Source organism: Mitsuaria sp. BK037 (assembly GCF_014193045.1).
Lineage (GTDB): Bacteria > Pseudomonadota > Gammaproteobacteria > Burkholderiales > Burkholderiaceae_C > Roseateles.
In genome coordinates this window covers 341,759-363,562 of record NZ_JACHYS010000004.1, presented here as the reverse complement: position 1 = coordinate 363,562, position 21,804 = coordinate 341,759, and the positions used below count along the sequence as shown (strand labels likewise).

The following is a 21,804-nucleotide window of genomic DNA, read 5'->3' as shown; positions in this document are numbered from 1 at the left end:
GACGTGTGGCGTCGATGGGCGGCACGATAGAAGTTGAAGTCAACTTCAAGTCAAGCGCTCATGAACCAATCCCCACCCGGTCCGATGGACATCGCGCAGGTCGCGAAACGGACCGGCATTGCGTCCTCGACGCTGCGCTACTACGAGCAGCGCGGGCTGATCCGGTCGCTCGGACCGGCCGGCGCGCGGCGCCAGTTCCCGGCGAAGGTGCTGGACGACCTGGCGCTGATCGCACTCGGTCAGGCGGGCGGGCTCTCGCTGGACGAGATCCAGTCGATGCTGACGCCCACCGGCCCGGTGATCGACCGTCAGTTATTGGCCGCCAAGGCCGACGAGATCGACGCGACGATCCGCCAGCTGCGCGCCATCAGCCGCGGGCTGAAGCACGCGGCCGTCTGCCCCGCCAAGAGCCACGCCGCCTGCGCGACCTTCCGCGGCCTGCTCAAGGCCGCCGCGTCCGGCGCGCTCGATCGGCGCGTGCAATCGCGGTTCCGGCGCGACGAATAGCCGCGACTGCGGCTTGGGATGCCACGCGACGACCGCGCGGCCATCGCGCCGAGCGCCCGCGTGCGGGCTCACCATCTCAGCCAGTGCCGCCCGGCGAGCGCCCCCAGCGCCGCCGACAGCCCCATGCCCAGCACGTACCAGACGGCGACGAAGGGCGCGGCCATCTCCGGGCAGTGCAGCGAATAGACGCAGGCGCCCACCGCGCCGGCCAGCCAGCCAGCCGCCGCGCCCGTCAACGTGGGCCGCGTCGGCGCCAGGCCGCGCAGCGCCCACAGCAGCGCGATGCCGATCGGCAGCGCGGTCGCCGTCACGTTGAACACGCAGCTGCGCCAGGTGGTGCCCAGCACCAGCGGCATGCGCGCGGCCGGCTCGGCCATCCACAGCACGGCCGCGGCCCAGATCCACAGCAGCGACACCGGCAGCCACACGCCCAGCCACCAGCCGCGCACCCGCGCGCCCGGGTGGCCCAGCCGGAAGACCACGACCAGCCCGGTGACCGCCACCGCCAGCGGCATCGCGACCTTCTGCCAGAAGTCGGCGGTCGTCATCAGCAGCGGCAGGTCGGCCCGCAGGCCGAAGGCGGCCTTCACCCAGGCCAGGGACGCCAGGATGCCCAGCGCCAGCGCCGCGGCGAAGCGCCGCTCCCCCACGCCCGTGGGCACCGGGCCGGCATCCCGGGCCAGCAGCGCGATGAGCTCGTCGGTCTTCATGTCATGTCCTTCCACAGGCGCGCCAGCGCCTTCAAGCCGCGATGCACGCCGACCTTCACCGCCGATTCGCTCATGCCGGTGAGGCGCGCGGTCTCCTCCACCGACAGGCCTTCCAGCTTGGTGTGCAGGATGGGCAGGCGCTGGCTGGTCGGCAGCCGATCCAGCAGCCGGCCGAGGTCGCGACGGGTGTCGCCGGCCTCGTGGTCGGCGGTCGCGAACACGGCCAGGTCCTCGTCCAGCGGATCGTTCAAGGCCTCTTGCCGCGCGCGCCGGCGCCAGAGGTCCACCAGCTTGTAGCGGGCCACCGCGTGCACCCAGGCCGTCAGCGGCTCGCCGCGGCGATAGGTCTGGCGCTGCGCGTGCACGGCCATCAAGGTGTCCTGGACCAGGTCCTCGACCTCGTCCGGCAGCTGCTGCAGCCGACGCCGGAAGTACCCGCGCAGCAAGGCCCCCAGGCGTTCGAGGAAGTGGCGGTAGGCCGCCGCGTCCCCGTCCAGCCCGGCCAGGAACAGCTCGTGCAGCTCATGCTCGGTCGCGATCACGGGGTCTATTCGCGTCATGGGCCTGGAAGGTTACAGACCGCTCGAAAAAAAGAATCCGGGAAATTTCCCGTGGCGCTGTAACCCGGAGCACGTCCGTCGCGAACTAGCTGCCGGAACGCGACGGAATCGCCGCCGCGTCCGACCCACAACCCCGATCCACCGCACAAGGAGTGCCCCCATGAAGTCGACCACCCTGAGCCTCGCCCTGGTCACGCTGACCACCCTGTCCGCTTCCGCGATGGCGCAAGACGCCAAGCCCGCCGCCGCCGAGAAGGAGCGCTGCTACGGCGTGGCGATGGCCGGCAAGAACGACTGCGCGGCCGGCCCCGGCACCACCTGCGCCGGCACCGCCAAGATGGACTACCAGGCCAATGCCTGGAAGTACGTGCCCGCCGGCACCTGCACGACGATCAAGACGCCCAAGGGCATGGGCTCGCTGACCGCCACCAAGTCCTGATCGGCCGGCCATGACGCGCGCGTTGGGCGCCGGCCTGGGCTTCAAGCCCGAGTTCGCGGAGGACGCGCTGGCCGCGCGCGATCCGGGGCTCTGGTTCGAGGTCCATCCCGAGAACTACCTCGTCGCCGGCGGCCCGCGCCTGGCCCTGCTCGAAGCCTTGCGGGCCACGCACCCGCTGTCGCTGCACGGCGTCTCGGCCTCGCTGGGCGGCGCCGCGCCGCCTGACGCCGATCACCTGCGGCGACTGGCGGCGCTGGTCGACCGGGTGGCGCCGGCGCTGGTGTCCGAGCACCTGGCCTGGAGCCGCGCCGGCGCCGCCTATGCGCCGGACCTGCTGCCGGTGCCGCGCACGACCGAAGCGCTGCGGCGCGTCGTGGCCAACGTGTCGCGCCTGCAGGATGCGCTGCGGCGCCCGGTCGCCATCGAGAACCCCTCGCACTACCTGCGCCTGGACCATGCGTGGGGCGAGGTCGACTTCCTGCACGAGCTGGTCCGACGCAGCGGCTGCGGCCTGCTGGTCGACGTCAACAACGTGTTCGTGTCGGCCAGCAACCTCGGCCTGGACGCCACGGCATGGATCGACGCGATCGACGGCGACGCGGTGATGGAGATTCATGTCGCCGGGCACCGTCCCGACGCGGATCCGTCGACCGGCCTGCTGATCGACAGCCACGATGCGCCGGTGGCGGCGCCGGTCTGGGCCCTGCTGGAGCGGCTGACCGCCCGCATCGGACCGCGCCCCACCCTGCTCGAGCGCGACGGCCACCCGCCCCCGTTCGCCGAGTTGATCGCCGAGCGCGGTCGCACCCAGTCGGTGCTCGCGGCCGCGCCGCGCCTTGTGCTGGAGGTGACCGCATGACGCTCGTCGAATTCCAGACCGCCTTCTGGCGCGACCTGTGGGCCGAGGCCGACGATCGGGCCCCGCCCGAGGGGCCGGCGGCGCAGCCGGGTTTCGCCGTCTATCGCAACACCGTGCTGAAGGGCTGCGCGGAGGCGCTGGTCTCGTTGTACCCGGCCGTTCACCGGCTGGTCGGGGACGACTGGATGCGGGCCGTCGCGCTGGACGCGGCGCGGGCCGCCCCGCCCGCGGGCGGTGACCTGCAGCACTACGGCGCCCACTTCCCGGCCTTCCTCGATCAGGCGCTGGTCGGCGGCGACTGGCCCTGGCTGGGCGAGGTCGCTCGGCTGGACCGCCTCTGGAGCGAATGCCACGTCGCGGCCGACGCGCCGGTGCTCGATCTCCACACGATCGCGGCACTCGATCCCGGGCGGCTCGCCACCGCCCGCCTGGTGCCGCATCCCGCGGCCCGCTGGCGCTGGTGCGCGGACTGGCCTGCCTTCTCGCTCTGGCAGGCCGCACGGACCGCGGCCGCCGATCCGAATCCGCCGTGCTGGCACGGCCAGGGCGCGTTGCTGACGCGGCCCGCCGGCGCGGTGCTGGGCCTGGCCATCGACAGCGCCGACTGCGCGCTGCTCGAGGCCTGCGCCGCCGGCCAGGCGCTGGGCGAGGCGCTGGACGCGGTCCAGGCCCGCCATGCCTGCTTCGATCCCGGCGCCTCGCTGGGTCGCCTGCTTCAACAAGGCGCTTTCGCCGCCCTCATGGAGATGCCGTCATGAAGACCCTGTCCACGTCCTCGTCCCGCGCCCTGAGCGGTGCCCCGTGGTCGCTCGCCGCGCTGCGCGCGCGGCTGGAGCGGTTGATCTCGCACGACCTGATTGCGCTGGCCTGCCGCTTCAGCATCGCGGGCGTCTTCTGGCTGTCCGGCCGCACCAAGGTCGAGGGCTGGTTCACGCTCACCGACACCACCTTCCTGCTGTTCCGCCAGGACTACGCGCTGCCGCTGATCCCGCCCGAATGGGCCGCCTACCTCGCCACCGGCGCCGAGCACCTCCTGCCCATCCTGCTGGTGCTGGGGCTGTTCACCCGCCTGGCGGCGCTGGGCGTGCTGGGGATGACGGCGGTGATCCAGCTCTTCGTCTATCCGTCGGGCTGGCCGACCCACCTGAGCTGGGCTGCGCCGATGCTGTATCTGGTGGGCCGAGGTCCGGGGCGCTGGTCGCTGGACCATGTCCTGTTCGACTCCTCCAGCGCCAGACCCCGACTGCCGTGACGGCCCGCACCGCGCCGACCCGGGCCGCGACGACCCGGGCGCGGGCAGGCCCGCCGCCTTCAGCCTGCCCGCGAGGCCGGGCTCATCGCTTGCGCGCGGTGAGCCACTTGTCGGCGCTCAAGGGCTCGCTGCAGATGCGGATCTCGCCCAGGCTGCCGAGGAAGCCGTTCGACGGCGCGTTCGCGTAGACGCCGCCGCCGATGATCATCCGGTCGCTGGCGCTGCTGAACGCGATGCCGTTCGTGTTGGACGCGTTGCGCAGGATGGGCGCGCCCTCCACGTACATGATGGTGCTGTTCTGCGCCGGGTCGTTGACGATGGCGACGTGGATCCAGCGCTCGGTGACGATCTCGCCGGAGAAATTCGCCGCCGGCGAGCGCGTGCCCGGCGTGCTCGGCGTCACTTCCCATTGCACCTCGCGCAGGCTGGAGATCGCGAAGATCAGGGCGCTCTCGTCGCCATCGGCGCTGGCGTCGATGCCGGCGACATCGCCGCGCCGCCCCTCGCGCTCCATGATGTTCATCCACGCGTTGTTGGCCGCCGTCCAGTTGGCGGGCAGTTTGAGGAAGGCCTCGACCGTGTAGCCGGCGCTGAAGCTCAGCCCGTTCAGCGGTGCCGTCACGTCGGTCGCGAAGGCGCTCATCCGCAGCGGCGAGTTCACCGAGTTGGAGAAGCGCACGCTGCCCGGCGCGGCCGAGAGGTAATGGTGGTCGCTCGACCAGGTCAGGTCGCCTTCCTGCGCGGCGCCGCCCTGGGCCAGCGGCTGGCGCGCGATCGGATTGGCGCCGGTCTCGTCCTGGATCACCTGGCCCACCGGCACGACGCCGCCCTCGGTGCCGCCGAAGAAGCGCCAGTGCGCGACGGTCGACGCCACCACCGGGTAGTCGCTCGGGTCCGCCGCCGCCTTCTTGACGCTGGGCGCCGGCTCGGTGAAGTGGGTCAGCAGGGCCGCCTTGGCGCGCTCGTTGATCGGCGCGTTGCCGGCCGCCGGTTGGGCGAAGTCGGGGTTGAAGCGCGCGAAGCGCTTCTTGAAGTCGATGTTGATCTCGAACTGGTGGTTCGCGTCGGAGAGCACCGCCACGTCGAACTCGTTGAGCGTGTCGGTCGGCTTCTGCGTGACCCAGGGCGAGAACGACATCACCTTGATCTTGTTGTTGGTCAGGTCGAATTCGTACAGGCGCATGAGGCCGTTGCCGCCCATGTAGGCCATCTGGTAGTCGACCACCATCTCCTCGACCGCGTTGCCGAAGTCATTGGTCTTCGTCAGGTGGGCGCCGCCGTGGTAATGCCCGTTCAGGGTCATGAAGATCTGGTCGTTGTCGCGGATCAGCTTGTCCCACAGCATCAGCCCGTAGGGGACCTCGAGCGGGCTCACGCCGTCGGCCGCGATGTTGAGCAGCTGGTGGGTGGCGAGGATGGTCGGCAGCGTCGGGTGCTTGGCGAGCACGCCGCGCGCCCAGGCGATCGCGGCGTCGGACGCGCGCCAGGACATCGACAGCACCATGAAGGCGTTGCCGTCGACGTTGACGACGTGGTACTCGTGGAAGCCCGACGGGTCGCGCCCGCCGAAGGTGGACTGCTGCTGCGCCCGCGTGGTCGGGAAGGCCTGCAGGTAGGGCTCCTTGGCGAGGTTGCGCTGCGCATCGGTGTTGGCCGACTGGCTGCTCGCATCGACATAGTCCACGTCGGAGATCACGTCGTGGTTGCCGGCCAGAATGGAGTACGGCATCTTGGCCGACTCCAGCACCTTCATCGCCGAATCCGCGACCTGCCACTGCAGCGGCTTGCCCTGCTGGTCGACGACGTCACCGAGGTGGATGGTGAACGGGATGCGCAGCGACGCGGCGTTGTCCGCGATCCACTTCGTCTGCGCCACATACGGCGTCGAGCCGTACTTGCGCTGGAACTGCAGGTTCTCGTCGGTGGTGGCGTAGCGCGAATAGAACTGCGTGTCCGGCAGCACGGCCAGCGCGAAGCTCGAGACCTGGGCCGGCGTTCCCGCCGGGGTGCCGCCGCCGGCGTCCGGGCCGCTGCCGCCGTCGTTGTCGTCGCCGCCGCCGCAGGCGGTGAGAAGGCTGGCGCCGCCCAGGGACAGGCCCAGGCCCGCGCGCAGCAGCAGTCGGCGCTGGCGGTCGGGAAGGCCCTCGAGTTCACGCAGCGAGGAGAGGGGCAGCGACAAGGCGCTCGGATGCTTTGACGACATGGGCAGTGATCCAACAACGAAGAACAACAACCCCGTCACCTTGCCTGCCGGTCATGTCATCGGTGTGGCGGAGTTATCACCACGGCGTTCAGGCAGTCGCTGACAGCACTTACCACTTGTCACGCAGTCGCGTGGCGAACGCCTCTTAGCATCCCCGCCGCTGACTACGTTGTCAGCACACCAGGGAGCGGAGGCTCCGACTCCCGCATGCGGGAGCGGTACTCCGTCGCAGGAGACGAGGGGCGCCTTTGCATCGGCATGCACGCGGTGCGGCAGCAAGGGCTGGTTTGAGAGCGGACGATCGCCTGGCCGATGGCGAGGCCGGTCCGCGCACATCGAAGATCAAGATCATGACAAGACGCACGCAGGTGGGCCCCGTGGAGTTGGCCCAACTCCGCTACTTCGCTGCCGCAGTGGCGGCCACCAGCCTGATGACCGCCTGCGGCGGGGGCGGCTCCGGCAACGCGGACACCACGGCGAGCACCGCGCCGCCGACCGCGTCGACCCCGACACCGTCGCCCTCACCCTCACCGTCGCCCTCACCCTCACCCGCCCCGGCGCCAGCGCCGACGCCGTCACCAGCGCCGTCGCCATCGGCATCGCCGGCTCCCGCGCCGACGCCAGCACCGGCACCGGCACCGGCACCGGCACCAGCACCAGCACCGGCACCAGCACCAGCACCAGCACCAGCACCAGCACCGACACCCGCGCCTGCGCCTGCGCCGGCCCCTTCACCGGCTCCGGCTCCGGCACCTGCACCCGCGCCTGCGCCTTCCACGCCCACACCCACCGACAACCACAGTGGCGGTTATGCCGGCACGGTCACTGGCGGCGGCACGGCCAAGCCCGTGGTGGTCACCACGGCCGCGCAGATGCAGGCCGCGGTCGATGCCTACAGCGGCTCCGGTGGCCTGGTGATCACCTACACGGGCAGCTTTGATTTCGGCACCATCCCCGACCCCTGCACGCAATGGAAGAAGCCGGCAGGCGACATCGTGGAGCTCAAGGGCAAGCGCGACATCACCATCCAGGGCGCCACGGGCTCGGCCGCCAACTTCGGCCTGGCCATCAAGGCCGACGCCAGCAACATCATCATCCGCAACATGACGATCGGCCTGCTGCCCGGCTCCATCGACGCCATCGGCATCGAGGGCCTGGGCAGCAAGTTCCCCGCCTACATCTGGGTGGACCACAACACGCTGTTCAGCTCGCTCGCCGAATGCGCCGGCGCGGGGGACCTGGAGTTCGACGGCCTGGTGGACAACAAGGCGGGCGCCCACCACATCACCTACAGCTACAACGCCATCCACGACCACCACAAGGTCGGCCTGATCGGCAGCAGCGACAGCGACTCGAGCGACCGCTACATCACCTTCCATCACAACTACTACCGCAACGTCGGCTCGCGCCTGCCGCTGCAGCGGGGTGGCTACACCCACCTCTACAACAACCTCTACAGCGGCGTGACGGCCTCCGGCATCAACGTGCGCATGGGCGGCTACTCGCTGATCGAAGCCAATTACTTCGAGAACGCCAAGAACCCGGTGACCTCGCGGGACAGCCCGACGCTCGGCTACTGGGAACTGCGCAACAACAACATCACCAAGGTGGCGGACTTCAGCACCTACGGGGTGTCGTGGACCGATTCCGACAGCAGTCCATCGAGGAACGCGTCGGACTGGACCACCACCGCCGCCTACCCGGTCAGCATCTCCTACAGCTACACGCCGGACACGCCCAGCTGCGTGAAGGCCAAGCTGCCCCAGGTGGCCGGGGCCGGCACCTCGCTGGCCAAGCTGAGCTGCCAGTGAGCGGCGGCCTCCGTCACCCCGGGCGGCCCCGTTTCGCGAGGACCGTCAGCGCTTGCAAAGATCGCTGATGGCGTTGCGACCGACGGCCGTGATCAGGCCCAGCCGATACGGCAGCTCGATGTACTCGTACTTCTTGCCGGGTGTCATGTCCAGGCCCTGGTAGAGGAACTGGAGCGGCTTGCACGGATCGATCGTCAGCGTCTGATCGACGCCCGCGCGGATCATCTCGCCGTGCGAGACGCCCTCCGACCAGACGCGGCCGTTGAACTTGAGGTTCTCGGCGCCCGCGAACCGGTTCATCGCGCTGCCCGGGATCGGCCGCCATTCCCCGTCCAGGCGGTCGGCCAGCCAGGCGCGGAAGTAGCGCCCGGTCGGACCCATGGCCTCGATCAAGGTCAGGTATTGCCCGGTGCCTTCGATCTTGTAGGTGTTGCTCGCCTCGAACAGGTCTTCACGCCGCTCGGTCTTCATGGCGAGCACGGGCGTGGAGAAGCCTTGAGGGAAACGCTCGATCGAGGTCTCCGCGCGGAAGAAGCTGCCGTTGTCGTTGGTGAAGAAGAGGTGGCACTTCCGGTCGTCGCAGATGATCCAGAAGTCGAGCCAGGCGGCCTGGCCCTTCTCGTCCTTCACGATGTCCGGCGCGGCCGCGTAGAACGGCCGCGGCGCCGTCCACGAGCGGGGATCCGCCACATTCGTGGTCGTGGAATACATCGGATCGCCGCCCTGGTAGATGAGGTACCAGAGCTTCTGCGGCGCGAAGTAGAAGACCTGCGGCGCCGCCCGGTAACCGGGCCCGATGGGCGACTGGTCCAGCATGAAGACCGGCGCCCGGGGCGCGTCCTTCCAATCGGCGAAGCTGGTGTAGGCCATGCCCCAGCCCTTGGTGCCGGCGGTCGTGAAGAAGACGTGATAGCGCTTGTCGTGGAAGACGACGGACGGATCCTTGACGCCAAAGAGGCCCTCCGCGTTGGCGGGCGGCTTGATCAGGGGCTCGCTGGATTCCCAGGCGAAAGCGGGGGCCGGCGCCATCGCGGGTTGAGCTGCGGGTTCCGCTGCGTGGGCCAGCGGGCTCAGCGCCGTGCAGAGGGCCAGCCAGAGGGCGGACGGCCAGCCCCGCGTGATGTTGAAGTTGCGCATGGTCGAAGGTCTCCGGCGATCTCGCCTCGCAGCGTGACGGCGCGGAAATCGGGATGGTGATGAGGTGGTGATGCCCCGCCGGCGTCGACGCATTGCCCGGGGCAACGCGGACGCCGGCGAGGGGCGATCAGGCTTCAGTTGCTGTACAGCAGCCCGCGGCCGGTGCCGCTGAGGTAGACGCGCCCGTAGACGTTCTGGTCGGCAGCCATCACGCCGATGCCGCCGAACTGGTGCGCGTCGTCGTTGAAGCGGGTCCAGGTGGCGCCGCCATCGTCGGAGCGGTACACGCCCCACACGCCGCCGACGGTGCCGACCACGTAGACCGCCGCCGAGTAGGAGGCGCCGTCCTTCGCCTTGCCCAGGGCCACCACGGTGGCGCCCTGCAGGTCGGGCCAGGCGTTGCTGCCCTGGACCGATGCGAACTGGCTGAGCTTCTGCCAGGTGGCGCCCGAGTCCACCGAGTGGTACACGGCGTTGCCGTCGGCCATCCAGAGGTCGCCTTCGGCATTGGGGTTGACCGCCATCGAGGTCACCCACCAGCCGTTGGGCGCGAGCGCCGCCGTCACCGAGCCCTGGCTCAGCGCGAAGCTGTGGCCGCCATCGGTCGAGACGTAGACCCGGCCGGCCGACGCCCACCAGGCGCCGCCCGAGTCGTAGGCATAGACCTTGTTCGGATTCTTGCGATCGACCGCCAGCCGGTAGCCGCGGTTCCAGCCGACGGCGGGCAGCGCCGGCAGGTTGGTCGCGGTCCAGGTGGCGCCGTTGTCGGTCGTATAGGACGGCACCGAATTGGCGGGCGCCCAGACCGCCTTGTTGCGCGCGGTGACGACCAGGCTCGACTCGCTGGAGGTGTTGGTCGTGGCGCCGGCCGGCAGGCTGGCGAAGGTGGTCCAGGTCTTGCCGCCGTCGCCGGACCAGTAGCCGGTGCCGGTGGCGCTCGAGTTGATGACGCCGGAGGCCGCGATGTACTGCGGATCGGACCACGCCATGTCGGCCGCGATGCCGTTGCTCCAGCCCAGGCCCGGCGACCGGGTCGGCGTCGTCGTCACGTCCGTGTGGATCCAGGTGCCCACGTCGCCCGAGCTGTTGATCAGCAGGTAGGACGCACCGGGCGGCGGCGCCACGATGGCCTGCGCGGCGATCTCCTCGATGCCGGCGATGACGCCGCTCCAGGTCGGCGTGGCCGAGGAGGCGTTGCGCGTTTCGACGACGCCGCCGCCGTGGACGTGCAGGATGTGGTCGCGGTCGGAAGGATCGATCTCGACGTCGTCGACCCAGCCCGAGGCGATCTCGCCCGGCATCTGCGCTTCGATCTCGCGCCAGGTCAGGCCGGCGTCGTCGGACAGCTGCACGATCTGCTGGCCGTTCCAGTTCCCCCAGGAGTTGGTCACGCCCAGCGCGATGCGGGTGCTGGCGCCGCTGCCCTGGACCGAGACCCCGCCCAGGCCGAAGTTGGTGCCTCCCGTCGGGTCCACGCTCTTGAGCAGCGTCCAGGTGGTGCCGTCGAACTTGTAGAGACGGCCGGGGCCGCCGGCGCCGGGTCCCGCGTCCTTGGTGAACACGACGTAGAAGACGCCGTCGGCGGCACGCACCATGTGCGGGATGTGGAAGCCCGAGACCGGCGTCGTGACCGCGGTCCAGGTGGCGCCGCCGTTGGTGGACCGGTACATGTTGGAACCCAGGCCCGCGACGCTGGCGTAGTCCGGCGCGACCGCGGCGTAGAGCGTGGAGGTCGCGGTGCCGGTGCCCTTCGTGCCGGTGTCGTACACGACCAGCTCGATGCCCATCGCGCTGCCGCCCGCGGCCTTGATCTGGTCCTGGGTCATCCTGGCGCTGGACAACGCGCTGACCTGCGCCCAGCTGCGGCCCGAGTCCTCGCTCTTCCACAGGCCGGCGGTGCGCGAGCCGTAGAACAAGGTCGACGGCTTGTTGGGGTCGACCATCAGGCGCTCGCCCATCGCGCGGCCGCCGTTGTTGCCGCCGGTCGAGAACGGCAGGTTGACGAAGCTCCAGTGATCGCCGCGATCGCTGGAGATGTACAGGCGGGCATCGGCCTTGTCGGTGTTGTACATGCCGGCGGCCATGTACACGAGGCGGTCGTCGTTCGGATCGACGGCCATGCTCTCGATGCCGTGGTAGGAGCTCTCCGCGGCGCTGAAGCCCAGGCCGTCGGTGATCGGGGTCCACGACGAGGCGGCCGGGTTCCATCGGTAGGCGCCGCCGATGTCGGTCCGCGCATACAGCAGGTTCGCCGTGCTGGGATGGAACACCAGGCCGGTGACGTAACCGCCGCCTCCGAACTTCATGCTGTTCCAGGACGTCGCCAGCGACGGAGCAGGCGCGGGGGCCGGGGCGGAAGGTGGCGCCGGCGCGGGTTCTGGCGCAGGCGCTGGCGCGGGAGCAGGCCCGGGCGCGGGCGCCGGGGCCGGTGCGCCCGAGCCCGAAGTCGGGCTGGGAGTCGTCGTGGTGCCGCTGTCGCCCCCACCTCCTCCGCAGCCCGACGCGAGGGCTGCTGCGACGAGGGACAGGGCGGCAAGTCGTTGTCTCTTGATTGATGTGTTCATGAGGAGCGGGGAACGAAAGGTAACGGAAGCCCGACCAGGTTATTGATATAACGCTAAATCCCGGCATGTTAGTTCGGCCGGCGCATGAACTATCGATGGAAAACACCTACCGGGTCACCGGAGGTTGGAGGCGTGAAATGTCCGGCAACAAATTCCCATTCGACGAGGGCGAGGCCCCTGTCAACACCACCCGCCGCAGGCTGTCGGCGGGACTCTTCGGGTTGCCGATGCTGCCGCTGCTGCCCGCCTGCGGGGGCGTCAACGGCGACTCGGAAGGCAAGGCCGCCGGGGGCGAGGCCGTGGCCGATGCGAAGACGCCTGACGGCTCCGCGGGCTCGCCGGCGGGGCGCCTCCCGGCCTCGCAGAGCGGCGTCTTCCGCCACCCGGGACTGCTGGTGACGGAGGACGACTTCACGCGCATCCGCGCCCACATCAAGGCGGGCCAGGAGCCTTGGACGGGCTGGTGGAGCAAGCTGAGCGCCGACCGCTTCGCCAGCCTGGACACCCGGCCCTTTCCGCTGCCTGCCGTCTACCGCGCCGACGGCAGCAAGAACAACCTGTACGTCGACATCTGGCGCGCCTGGACCCTGACCCTGCGCTGGAAGCTCTCCGACCCGCCGGACAACCGCTATGCCGACAAGGCCGTGGAGTTCCTGGACGCCTGGGCCAGCACGCTGAAGGAGGTCGGGACGGTACCGCCCGGATCGACCGCCCATGACGACCACACCTTCATCCTGATGGCCGGCATGCAGGGCCACCAGCTGGCGCAGATCGGCGAGATCCTGCGCACCTACCCGGGCTGGGCGCCGGAGAGCCTGAAGCGCTTCCAGGACATGCTGCTCAAAGTCTTCGGCTCGATCTCGTCCTGGTTCCTCAGCGACGGGCGCATCGGGTCCCATGCCAACTGGGACATGGCCTCGATCGTCGGCGCCATGGCCATCGGCATCTTCTGCGACCAGCCTGACCTGTACCGGCTGGCCTGCAACTGCTACGCAGGCAACAACCGCGGCAAGCTCAGGAACTTCGGCAACGGCTCCATGGTCCACGGCGTGTACTTCATGCACCCGGGCCACTTCGGGCAGTGGGAGGAGAGCGGCCGCGACCAGGGCCACGCGACGCTGGGCATGTCGCTGGGCGGCGACGTGATGGAGATGGCCTGGAACCAAGGCGACGATCTCTATGGGCTGGGCAACAACCGCTTCCTGTCGGCGGCGGAGTACGTGGCGCGCTCCAACCTGCTCGACGAGAACGGCAAGCCCTATCCGATGCCGTTCGCCCGTGAACACAATCCGACGCAGCCTCACACCTCGCTGTGGACGGAGGTGAACCAGTCCTTCCAGCACGGCCGCAACGCCTGGGAGCCGATCTACAACCATTACGTGAACCGCATGGGGCTGGCGGCGCCGAACGTGGCGCGCATGGTGAAGCTGTGCGAGCCGAAGTACGGCGGCAGCAGCGACGACATCTGGTGGCCGACGCTGATCCACCGCCGCGCGGACTACACCGCCCCAATGAAGCCGGCCTCCGGCCTCACGGCGCACACGCGCGGCGATCGCGTCGTGCTGTCGTGGTGGGGCAGCGTGGGCGCCACCGCTTATGCCGTCCGGCGCGGCAGCCGGGCCGCCGGGCCGTTCACGCTGCTGGGCACGGTCTCGGCGAGCGAGGTGCTGACCTACAGCGACGCGCCCCCCAGCGGCGTCTGCTTCTACCAGGTCACCGCGCAGGGCAACGGCGCGAGCGCCAGTTCCCCGGCGGTGCGGGCCGTGATGCCGGGCGAGGACCGCTTGTCGCTGCCGCTAAATGGCCGGAACGGCACGGAGACCTTCGGCGCGCTGCTGGGCGCCGACGGCGTCCGGAGCGTCGTCGAGGGCAAGCTGCTGGACGGCGCGGCCTGGGGCGACGGACGCCGGGATGACAAGGCCATCGTCTTCGACGGCAAGAAGGCGGGCCTGCAGTTGCCCGCGGGGATCTTCAGCGGGCTCGAGGACTTCACGGTGTCGCTGTGGGCGTATGCGAATGCGCTGCGCTGGGACACCTGCCTGTTCTTCGCCGGGAACGACGCTTTCTCCTATATGTGCATTGCGCCCCAGAGCGGCCGGGGCGGGCTGCGATTCGCCATTGCCGGCGCGACCCACAACGACTCGCAAGGCATGGAGGCGCCGGGGCCCTTGCCCATCCGGCGCTGGGCTCATGTGGCGGTGACGCTCCGGGCGGGCACCGGGCGGCTCTACCTCGACGGCGTGGAGGTGGCGAGGGCCGACGACATCCTGCTCTCCCCGCGGCAGGTCGGCGACCAGGTCACCTTCCTGGGTCGAAACTGGGGGCATCCGTCCTTCAACGGCCGCATCCAGGACTTCCGCGTCCAGGTGGGCGCGCTGGGCGCGGCGGAGATCGCGGCGCTGGCGAAGTGACCCCGACTCGTTAGCACAATCCAAATCAATTAAACGTCAAGCTGCTGTCGACCAAGCGTTGAACTTTGCGAGTGCGCTACAGACAAAAAATATGACGTCCTCTGCAATCGATTCAGGAGCAATCGACTGCTAGATTCCATTCGTCGTCGACGATGAGCCTCGCAGAGGGCTGCCGATGACGAAAGGGAGAAGTGCGAATGATCCGTCCGATTGGAAAGAATTCCAGCAGCCAATTCCGCCGCCATCTGACAGCGAGTGTCAATGAGCGGCGAAGAGATTCGGATGCCGCGTGCTGTGGCGTCCCGGACATGGCCGGCCGCCCATAAAGAGCAGGTTGATCCCTGATGCTTGCGACGCCATGGCGGAGCACCCATCCAGAAGGATTCAAACCCGGTAGTCCGAGCATTTGATTCGATTCGATCGGCTCGGTGCCATTGACTCGATCAGTGTTGCTGCCGCCTCGCTGGAACGACTTTCCATGGACACCGCATGCTCAAGGACTCCTCTCCAGCAGCGACGACTCCGAACTGGGTAATGGCGCTGGCGCAGCGGCTGATTGGAAAGCCGACACTTATCTTCATTGCGGGATCGAATCAATCTCTCAATGACGAAACGCTCGATGTCGATCTCTTCATCGTTCACGAAGAGCGCACGACGCTACCCAACAAGCTGTCGTTCTTCGAGGACGGACGCCTCATCGATCTCAATCTGTTCACGTCCGCTCAATTGCGGCAGGTGATCAGGGCTCGCGTGGGCGTGGCGATCGCAGACATGGTGGCAACTGCACGCCTGCTATTCGGCGATCCGCAGCTGATGCAGTCGTTCTCGGATACCGCCCATCAGGTGCTGACAGCACACCTGCCCGGGTTCGAACGCCACGACGTGGCCCTGCGCTTGGCCATCGAGCTGCATGGGCTGACGAATGCACGCAATGATCGAGAGCTGCTGCTGCTCGGCCACCGCCTCTACACCTTCATGGAATCCGCCCATTGCGCGTTGCTGGGTGTCTGCGAGGTTCGGGGCAAGCACTTCGGCCGCCGTGCGGCGCACATCGCTGGCGCACGATGGCCGCTGGCGCTGCTGGACCTGCTGACGCAGGGCGCGCCATACGACCGGGAGGCCATGTCCGCCGCAGCCATAGACTGGTTGAACTACCACGGGCTGGAGTGGCCGGCGAGTGCCGCCCACCTCCGTCACCGTTGGAGCGAGACCGCATGACGGCGCCGGCAATGATCCGGGTCTGGGGAGGGACGATCGCCGCCGTGAGCGTCATGGCCATGCTGATCGTGATCCTGGCGTTCGGCTCCTTCTCCCGCCGCGAGTCCGTGCAGGGGTATGTGGAACCGGATGGCGGGCTCATCCGCGTCCGGCCAGCTCGGGAGGGCACTGTCCAAAGCCTCTCGGCCGCGACCGGGCGCCGGGTCAACAAGGGGGACGTGCTTGCGGTCGTCAACCTGGGCCAGTATGCCGAGGATGGGCTGGACGGCCGCCGCAGGATGGTGGACGAGGCCAAAGCCACCGTCCGGTTCATCGAGGAGCAATTGACCAACGAGTTGTCGGCGCTGCCAGTTCGTCAAGCCGACCTGGAGCGGCAGGCCCAGGCGCTTGCACGGCAGAAGGCGGTGGCCGAGCAACGCGCCGCCGGCTATGGGGAGCTTGAGAAGTACGCCGGTGCCACCGCAGAGCGGATGAAGCAACTGGAATCGCAAGGCTTCGTTGCCAATTCGGCTGTCGAGAAGGCCATGGCCGACGTCACCACGCAGAACGTCTCCGTACTGGCCCTCGGCCAGGAGCAAGAGCGTCTCAACGTGGAGCTGGTGAGGGTGGCCGCAACCACCCGGCAGCTGCAGATCGATCACGCCTCACGCGTGCTGCAGCTGAAAGCCGACCTGGCCCGTGCCCGCCAGTCGCTGGAGGAAAACAGTCTGCAGCAGGCCTATACCTTGATCGCACCGGTGGCCGGCGAGGTTGCCGCGGTCCGCGCAGCGGAGGGCGACGCAGTGAAGGCGGGCGTTGCATTGATCAGCCTGGCGCCAGAGCACGCGCGCTATCACGCCGTCCTGTTGATTCCCAGCCGGGCCATGGCCTACGTACGCCGCGGGCTGCGCGTGGAAATCGAATACGACGCCTTTCCCCACTCTCGTTACGGGACTTATGGAGGCACGATCACCGAGATCGACGAGGCGGTTGTCACGCCTCAGGAGCAATCAGCGCCCGTGACCCAGACGGAGTCGGTGTACCGGGTGATCGTCGAGTTGGACGAGCAAGCGATCACCGCATACCAGCAGGTCATCGCCCTGCGCAGCGACATGACGCTGCAGGCCCATGTGATCCGCGACCGCAGAAAGATCTACGAATGGATCGCGGACCCGCTGCTCACCGTTGCGAACCGGATCAAACAATGACGCTTTCCACGCATGCGCGGCTCGTTCTGCGGACGGAGCATCCGGCGCTCATCTGCCTGGCTGCCGCCCTGCAGACCGTGAAGGTGAGCTTCGACCCACTGGACCTGAAGCTTGCCTGGCAGAAGAGCTATCGCGGGGACGCATGGGGAGCCGTGGAAGAGCAGGCCAGACGGCTGGGCTGCGAGCTGCTCGCGCAGCCCGCGGGAGGCGCAAGCGAGCACCTGCCTGGCGATCTGCTGGGCCACGACGGCGGATTCTGGACCGTTGCCGGCGTCGCCTCCGGGCAACCGCGCCTGTTCTCCGGCAGCACGCGGGCATCGTACCGGCAGCCAGGGCCGTCAACGGATGCGCCTGGCTTGCGCCATTTCCGCTTGTGCGTGGTCGATGGGCCAATGAAGTCAGCGCCGAAGGTGGCGCTGCGCAATCTCCTCCACGGTTTGCATGGTGGCAGGGCCGCGCTGATGCGCATCCTGATCGTGTCGCTGGCCATCCAATGCCTGCTGCTGATCAACCCCGTCTTCTTCCAGTTCGCCATCGACGACGTCGTGGTCTCCCGGGATACCGACTTCCTGCTGGTCCTGGTGCTGGCCTACGGTTTGGTGACCATTGCGGCCGTGTTCCTCACCATGGCCCGCGCCGGAGACATATCGCGGCTGGACCTGCGTATCCGGGATGTGTTGGGCGCGCGCTTCTTCAAGGGTGTGCTGGGACTGCAAGCGTTGGAGATTGCCCGCAAGCCCATCAACGAGGTGGCATCCAAGCTGGGGTCCCTCGCCTCGGTGCAGGGGCATCTCGGTTCCAAGTCGATCGAGACAGTGGTGGACGGCGCGATGTCGCTGGCCGCATTGGTCATCATGTTCGTCTACAGCTGGCGCTTGGCCGTGGTGCCCATCGTCTCGGTGGTCGTCTTCCTCCTCGTCAAGGCGCTGCATATTCCCTCCCACCGCCAGAAAGGGCGGCTGGCACTGCATCAGATGACGCTGCAAGGCTCGGTGCTGGTCGAGACGCTGCGAAGCTTCGTTTCGCTCCGCGCCGCCGAACGCGCATCGCTGCGCTTGGAGCAATGGCTGCGGGCCCAGGCCGCATCCTCGGAGTGCGCACAGTCCTCGGCGCTTCAAGGCATGCGCATGAAGGCGCTGCATCAGGCCATCACCAGCGCGGAGTACATCGCGGTGATTGCGCTTGGCGCGCTGGACATCATGAATGGCCGGCTCAGCGTGGGGATGCTGATTGCCTTCCAGTTCTATCGCAATCTTTTCCAGGGCCGCGCGCACTCGCTCGTGGACCAATGGTTCGAGCGCAATGCGCTCACCTCGCACCTCGAGAAGATCGAGGACGTCATGACGACGCCGCCTCACGACGACGCAGCGCCACGCATGCCGCTGGAAGGAAAACCGGTGCGGCTGGAGCAGGTCAGCTTCCGCTTCAGTCCCCGGCATCCGTGGATCCTCCGGCATGCGAGCATCACCTTCGAGACCGGCAAGTGCTATGGCATCTCGGCGCCCAGCGGCGTGGGCAAGAGCACTTTGGCCAAGGTGATCCTGGGGGTCTATCCGCTGGAGGGCGGCGAGATCCTGTTTGGCGACACGGCGCTGGGCGCCGGGACCGGACCAGCCATTCGGAAAGCCTGCGCCATCGTGCTGCAGGACGACGTGGTCTTCCAGGGCACCGTCTCCGAGAACATCTCATATTTCGCCGTCGAACCCGATGAAGCCCGAGTGCGGGAGTGCGCGGACCAAGTGGGGTTGACGGCGGAGATCGAGAGCTTCGCAGGCGGCTTCGACACCCCGGTCGGAGATGGCGGTCAACCGATCTCCGGAGGCCAGAAGCAACGCCTGCTGATCGCACGCGCGCTGTACACCTCGCCCGCGCTGCTGATCCTGGACGAGGCCACCACGGCGCTGGATCAACGGCGCGAAGCTGCCGTTCTGAAGGCGATTCAACAGCTGGCCTGCACCCGGCTCGTCATTTCCCACAATCCGAAGGTCCTGGAGGTCTGCGACACCTTGCTGGAACTCAAGGGCGGGCAACTGCTGCCCTTGGAACCCACCGTGCAGCTGGTGGCGGCCAAGCGCGTCGCGGAGGTACATCCGTGATGGTCGGCCGCGCCGGGATGTCCGAGCGGATGGCGTGGATCCGCGCATGCGCCCAGCGGCGATTCGCGGGTGCCGAAGGCTTGGTCGTGTACGGCTCCGCGCAGACGGAACACTGGCAGCCGACGATGGGATCCGACGTGGACCTGCTGGTCATCGTGCAGGCCGGAGCACCCAATCTCCGGGAGGTCTACCAGGAGACCTGCACGATCGACCCCGAGGGCAGCGGCGACGCGTCGGGCATCAAGTTCGATACCTTCCAGCTCAATCTCCAGGTGATGTCGGCCCACTATCAGGGTGCCCTGCGCGGCCGGCCGTCGCCCTACATCGACATGCTGATCCACGGCACCTTGCTGGACGGCCACTCCTCCGCGGTGCGGGCGCTGTGGGACCGAGCGCGGGACCTTCCACCCCTCCCGGCCGCAGCGCAGGCGGGCATCGATGAGCGCTCCCACATTGAAAACCTCCTGGCTGAATTCGATCGCTGTACCTCCCTGGCGGAGGCCATCGGCGTGGCCGGCCACCTGCACCACACGCTGGCGAGGGTCCATGCCCGCATGCGAGGCGTCACCTACATCAAACAGGCGGGCATGCATCGTCTCCTTCAGGAACGGGCGCCGGAACTGCACCAGGCGTTGCTCGGCGGACTCGGCGAACTGATCAAGGACGGGGATGGGCGAGGTTTTCATCGGGCCGTCCGCCAGATGCTGAATGCCCTGGGAGGGCCGGCGCATGCACCTTGGAAATCCGTGCTTTGACCCGCGAAAGGAGGTGGACAGTCCGCAGGGAGAGTCACCGGACAGACATGACAGGCGGCTCAGCAGCCGCATTCAAAAATTAGTTAGGTGATAGAGCAATGAACATTCAGAAGATTGAATTTCTCAAGCAGCGCCGGGCGGTGAGTCAGCTCGTGATCAACGACGAAGCTTCGTTCTCCGAGCTCAATGAGTTGATCAAGGCGGACGCCGGCTACCAGCCCAATACAGCCCAGGGAAAGATCCTGGACGCGCTGATCGAACATCTGGAGGACCCGGTTCGACGCATCCATCTGCAGGAGCGCGTGCAGGAGACATTGAAGGCCCATGGCAGCACGGCGCGCACGACTTCCGACCTGGACGCTGGCTCGTGGGAGCAGATCATCCGGGTCATCGCCGAAGAGCTCCGCGATCCACTGCAGGCTCGCGGCCTGAGCTTCAACACCGGCGTCACCAGTTTCATGCTGCCCGGCGAGTCCGTGACGCCCTATGTGGCGGGCACCGCCAGCGGTGACGAGCTTTATTACTCCACCTCGAATGTCTGGACCACCTTCGATGTGCTGGCCATCACCGAAGTCGCGGTGTGGGTGGCGGCGGTCGCCGTGGCAGTGATCATCGGCGAGGAAGGCAACACCTCGCAGAACGCACTGTCTTATGAAGATTTGACGCGGATCTCGCGCCTCATCGCGCACGCCGGACGTTTCAACTAAGGCAAGCGTGGCCCGTGGCCGGGACGAGCTCCGGCCACCTTTCTTGACACAGGGAGTAGGCATGTCACTGATCAAACACAAGAAGTCGCTGTCGCTGATGCTGACCTATCAATGCACCGCCGAGTGCACGGACTGCGGCACTGGGAGTTCCCCGCGCGTGAAGGAGCAGATCCCGCTCGAAGACGCCATCAAGTTCATCAATGAGGCGCGCGAAAGGGACTTCGGCGTGGTGGTCTTCACCGGTGGTGAGGCCACGCTGCGCTGGAAGGATCTGCTGCGCGGCATCTCTCATGCCACGTCCATCGGCCTTCCCAGCCGGCTGGTGACCAATGCGCACTGGGCCACCTCTCTCGACGTTGCAAGGGGCCGCATCGCCGCCCTGCAGCGGGCTGGCTTGAAGGAATTGAACTACAGCACTGGAGATGAACATGCGCGTTTCATTCCCATTGAGCGGGTGATCAACGCGTCGCAGGTGGCATTGGAATTCGGCTACCGTCTGTCCATCATGGTCGAGTCCCGCCAGATACGCACCGTCACCCGAGACACCGTGATGAGCCTCCTCGCTGAGCGGGGCATGGCCGATCACCCAATGCTGTCCATTGTGGAGAGCCCATGGATGCCGCTGGACCCGCATCGGGTGGAAAGCTACCGCGAGGGCACGAGCCCAGATGCCGACCACGTGCATCTGCGCAAGGGTTGTGACAGCGTCCTCTCCACCTACACCGTGCAGGGCGACGGCCGCATCGGCGCCTGCTGCGGACTGGGCATGCGGTACCTGTCGGAGCTCAACGTGGGGGACTTGGGAACCACGCTCCAGGCCTGCATCGAAAAGAGCGAGAAGGACATCCTCAAGCTGCTCGTGCGCTTCATCGGACCGATGCGCATCCTGGACTGGGCGGGCCGGAAGAATCCACAGATCCAGTGGGAGGGCATGTACGGACATCATTGCCAGGCCTGCATCCGCATTTACCGGGACCCTGCGGTGGCCGAGGTCCTCAAGGCCCACTACATTGAATTGCTGCCCGAACTCAAGGACGCACTCTATCTGGAGAATCGGTACGTCGAAGCAGTCACCACCCAGCACGTCGCTGCCGCCCAGAAGATCGTGCATGAGATGTGAGGACCATTTCTGCTTTGATCATCTGGAGGATGCGATGAAAGATTATTGGTTTCCGGCGAAGAAATATGGTTTTGGCTGGGGTTTGCCGCAAACTTGGCAGGGCTGGGTGACGGTCGCCGTCTTTCTGCTATGCCTGGGGCTCGCGACCTACTTCTTCCAGCCTCGCGAAAACCCGGTTCTTTATCCACTTGTGGTCGTTTTGTTATCAGCAATCTTCTTGGTTGTCGTCTATCTGAAAGGCGAACCATCAGGATTCCGTTGACGAGGT

The 21,804-nt window shown here is 67.6% G+C and carries 20 protein-coding genes; 14 read left to right on the top strand and 6 right to left on the bottom strand.

Annotated features, from left to right (window positions below; genetic code table 11):
* Window positions 1-84 precede the first annotated feature (84 nt).
* Window positions 85-507 carry a helix-turn-helix domain-containing protein gene (locus tag FHT37_RS22565; RefSeq protein ID WP_147240969.1) on the top strand — a complete coding sequence of 141 codons (423 nt, stop codon included), beginning with the start codon at window positions 85-87 and terminating at the stop codon, window positions 505-507.
* 68 nt (window positions 508-575) lie between these two features.
* Here the strand turns inward: FHT37_RS22565 and FHT37_RS22560 are convergent, their stop codons facing one another.
* Together FHT37_RS22560 and FHT37_RS22555 are read right to left on the bottom strand one after the other, a co-directional pair.
* Window positions 576-1,217: an NrsF family protein gene (locus FHT37_RS22560; protein ID WP_183484817.1), complete on the bottom strand. Its 642-nt coding sequence runs from the start codon at window positions 1,215-1,217 to the stop codon at window positions 576-578.
* The gene (locus FHT37_RS22555; RefSeq protein ID WP_147240964.1) at window positions 1,214-1,777 is read right to left on the bottom strand and encodes a sigma-70 family RNA polymerase sigma factor; all 564 of its coding nucleotides are present in this window, start codon (window positions 1,775-1,777) and stop codon (window positions 1,214-1,216) included. The genes FHT37_RS22560 and FHT37_RS22555 overlap by 4 nt, the downstream gene beginning before the upstream one ends.
* A 160-nt stretch (window positions 1,778-1,937) precedes the next feature.
* Here FHT37_RS22555 and FHT37_RS22550 point away from each other — a divergent pair, with 160 nt between their 5' ends.
* Genes FHT37_RS22550 through FHT37_RS22535 form a run of 4 tightly spaced genes read left to right on the top strand, consistent with a single transcriptional unit; the run spans window position 1,938 to window position 4,327 of the window.
* The gene (locus FHT37_RS22550) at window positions 1,938-2,216 is read left to right on the top strand and encodes a DUF2282 domain-containing protein (RefSeq protein ID WP_091720700.1); all 279 of its coding nucleotides are present in this window, start codon (window positions 1,938-1,940) and stop codon (window positions 2,214-2,216) included.
* 10 nt (window positions 2,217-2,226) lie between these two features.
* The gene (locus tag FHT37_RS22545) at window positions 2,227-3,075 is read left to right on the top strand and encodes a DUF692 domain-containing protein (RefSeq protein WP_183484814.1); all 849 of its coding nucleotides are present in this window, start codon (window positions 2,227-2,229) and stop codon (window positions 3,073-3,075) included.
* Window positions 3,072-3,833 (top strand): DNA-binding domain-containing protein, encoded by a 762-nt coding sequence (locus FHT37_RS22540; RefSeq protein ID WP_183484811.1) that lies wholly within the window; start codon window positions 3,072-3,074, stop codon window positions 3,831-3,833. The genes FHT37_RS22545 and FHT37_RS22540 overlap by 4 nt, the downstream gene beginning before the upstream one ends.
* Window positions 3,830-4,327 carry a DoxX family protein gene (locus FHT37_RS22535; RefSeq protein ID WP_183484808.1) on the top strand — a complete coding sequence of 166 codons (498 nt, stop codon included), beginning with the start codon at window positions 3,830-3,832 and terminating at the stop codon, window positions 4,325-4,327. The genes FHT37_RS22540 and FHT37_RS22535 overlap by 4 nt, the downstream gene beginning before the upstream one ends.
* Before the next feature lie 82 nt (window positions 4,328-4,409).
* Here the strand turns inward: FHT37_RS22535 and FHT37_RS22530 are convergent, their stop codons facing one another.
* A complete protein-coding gene (locus tag FHT37_RS22530; protein ID WP_183484805.1) occupies window positions 4,410-6,530 on the bottom strand; it encodes a LamG-like jellyroll fold domain-containing protein in 2,121 nt (706 codons plus the stop codon).
* Between the two features lie 348 nt (window positions 6,531-6,878).
* A complete protein-coding gene (locus tag FHT37_RS22525; RefSeq protein WP_183484802.1) occupies window positions 6,879-7,316 on the bottom strand; it encodes a hypothetical protein in 438 nt (145 codons plus the stop codon).
* Between the two features lie 62 nt (window positions 7,317-7,378).
* On the opposite strand from FHT37_RS22525, the gene FHT37_RS22520 reads away from it, so the two are divergent.
* The gene (locus FHT37_RS22520; RefSeq protein ID WP_141225188.1) at window positions 7,379-8,341 is read left to right on the top strand and encodes a polysaccharide lyase family 1 protein; all 963 of its coding nucleotides are present in this window, start codon (window positions 7,379-7,381) and stop codon (window positions 8,339-8,341) included.
* Between the two features lie 45 nt (window positions 8,342-8,386).
* Here FHT37_RS22520 and FHT37_RS22515 read toward each other — a convergent pair whose 3' ends face one another.
* Together FHT37_RS22515 and FHT37_RS22510 are read right to left on the bottom strand one after the other, a co-directional pair.
* Window positions 8,387-9,478, bottom strand: coding sequence for a non-reducing end alpha-L-arabinofuranosidase family hydrolase (locus tag FHT37_RS22515; protein WP_221211199.1), 1,092 nt, complete (start codon window positions 9,476-9,478; stop codon window positions 8,387-8,389).
* Between the two features lie 134 nt (window positions 9,479-9,612).
* The gene (locus tag FHT37_RS22510; RefSeq protein WP_183484799.1) at window positions 9,613-11,784 is read right to left on the bottom strand and encodes a dockerin; all 2,172 of its coding nucleotides are present in this window, start codon (window positions 11,782-11,784) and stop codon (window positions 9,613-9,615) included.
* A gap of 395 nt (window positions 11,785-12,179) precedes the next feature.
* Here FHT37_RS22510 and FHT37_RS22505 point away from each other — a divergent pair, with 395 nt between their 5' ends.
* From FHT37_RS22505 to FHT37_RS22470, 8 genes are all read left to right on the top strand, one after another.
* On the top strand, window positions 12,180-14,453 hold the full coding sequence (locus FHT37_RS22505; RefSeq protein ID WP_183484796.1) for a LamG-like jellyroll fold domain-containing protein: 2,274 nt from the start codon (window positions 12,180-12,182) through the stop codon (window positions 14,451-14,453).
* A 489-nt stretch (window positions 14,454-14,942) separates the two neighbouring features.
* Window positions 14,943-15,671 (top strand): hypothetical protein, encoded by a 729-nt coding sequence (locus tag FHT37_RS22500; RefSeq protein ID WP_183484793.1) that lies wholly within the window; start codon window positions 14,943-14,945, stop codon window positions 15,669-15,671.
* Complete coding sequence (locus tag FHT37_RS22495) at window positions 15,668-16,858, top strand: HlyD family secretion protein (protein WP_183484791.1); 1,191 nt, start codon at window positions 15,668-15,670, stop codon at window positions 16,856-16,858. Before FHT37_RS22500 ends, FHT37_RS22495 begins: the two co-directional genes overlap by 4 nt.
* On the top strand, window positions 16,855-18,954 hold the full coding sequence (locus FHT37_RS22490; protein WP_183484788.1) for a peptidase domain-containing ABC transporter: 2,100 nt from the start codon (window positions 16,855-16,857) through the stop codon (window positions 18,952-18,954). Before FHT37_RS22495 ends, FHT37_RS22490 begins: the two co-directional genes overlap by 4 nt.
* On the top strand, window positions 18,951-19,709 hold the full coding sequence (locus tag FHT37_RS22485; RefSeq protein ID WP_221211197.1) for a hypothetical protein: 759 nt from the start codon (window positions 18,951-18,953) through the stop codon (window positions 19,707-19,709). Before FHT37_RS22490 ends, FHT37_RS22485 begins: the two co-directional genes overlap by 4 nt.
* 98 nt (window positions 19,710-19,807) lie before the next feature.
* A complete protein-coding gene (locus FHT37_RS22480; RefSeq protein ID WP_147240631.1) occupies window positions 19,808-20,416 on the top strand; it encodes a hypothetical protein in 609 nt (202 codons plus the stop codon).
* Window positions 20,417-20,477: 61 nt separating this feature from the next.
* On the top strand, window positions 20,478-21,536 hold the full coding sequence (locus FHT37_RS22475; protein ID WP_183484785.1) for a radical SAM protein: 1,059 nt from the start codon (window positions 20,478-20,480) through the stop codon (window positions 21,534-21,536).
* 34 nt (window positions 21,537-21,570) lie between these two features.
* Window positions 21,571-21,798, top strand: coding sequence for a hypothetical protein (locus FHT37_RS22470; protein ID WP_183484782.1), 228 nt, complete (start codon window positions 21,571-21,573; stop codon window positions 21,796-21,798).
* The last annotated feature ends 6 nt before the right edge of the window (window positions 21,799-21,804 follow it).

Coding starts and splice junctions, on each gene's coding strand:
- FHT37_RS22565 (WP_147240969.1), top strand. CDS start 85: ATGGACATCGCGCAGGTCGCGAAACGGACCGGCATTGCGTCCTCGACG.
- FHT37_RS22560 (WP_183484817.1), bottom strand. CDS start 1,217: ATGAAGACCGACGAGCTCATCGCGCTGCTGGCCCGGGATGCCGGCCCG.
- FHT37_RS22555 (WP_147240964.1), bottom strand. CDS start 1,777: ATGACGCGAATAGACCCCGTGATCGCGACCGAGCATGAGCTGCACGAG.
- FHT37_RS22550 (WP_091720700.1), top strand. CDS start 1,938: ATGAAGTCGACCACCCTGAGCCTCGCCCTGGTCACGCTGACCACCCTG.
- FHT37_RS22545 (WP_183484814.1), top strand. CDS start 2,227: ATGACGCGCGCGTTGGGCGCCGGCCTGGGCTTCAAGCCCGAGTTCGCG.
- FHT37_RS22540 (WP_183484811.1), top strand. CDS start 3,072: ATGACGCTCGTCGAATTCCAGACCGCCTTCTGGCGCGACCTGTGGGCC.
- FHT37_RS22535 (WP_183484808.1), top strand. CDS start 3,830: ATGAAGACCCTGTCCACGTCCTCGTCCCGCGCCCTGAGCGGTGCCCCG.
- FHT37_RS22530 (WP_183484805.1), bottom strand. CDS start 6,530: ATGTCGTCAAAGCATCCGAGCGCCTTGTCGCTGCCCCTCTCCTCGCTG.
- FHT37_RS22515 (WP_221211199.1), bottom strand. CDS start 9,478: ATGCGCAACTTCAACATCACGCGGGGCTGGCCGTCCGCCCTCTGGCTG.
- FHT37_RS22510 (WP_183484799.1), bottom strand. CDS start 11,784: ATGAAGTTCGGAGGCGGCGGTTACGTCACCGGCCTGGTGTTCCATCCC.
- FHT37_RS22505 (WP_183484796.1), top strand. CDS start 12,180: ATGTCCGGCAACAAATTCCCATTCGACGAGGGCGAGGCCCCTGTCAAC.
- FHT37_RS22500 (WP_183484793.1), top strand. CDS start 14,943: ATGCTCAAGGACTCCTCTCCAGCAGCGACGACTCCGAACTGGGTAATG.
- FHT37_RS22495 (WP_183484791.1), top strand. CDS start 15,668: ATGACGGCGCCGGCAATGATCCGGGTCTGGGGAGGGACGATCGCCGCC.
- FHT37_RS22490 (WP_183484788.1), top strand. CDS start 16,855: ATGACGCTTTCCACGCATGCGCGGCTCGTTCTGCGGACGGAGCATCCG.
- FHT37_RS22480 (WP_147240631.1), top strand. CDS start 19,808: ATGAACATTCAGAAGATTGAATTTCTCAAGCAGCGCCGGGCGGTGAGT.
- FHT37_RS22475 (WP_183484785.1), top strand. CDS start 20,478: ATGTCACTGATCAAACACAAGAAGTCGCTGTCGCTGATGCTGACCTAT.
- FHT37_RS22470 (WP_183484782.1), top strand. CDS start 21,571: ATGAAAGATTATTGGTTTCCGGCGAAGAAATATGGTTTTGGCTGGGGT.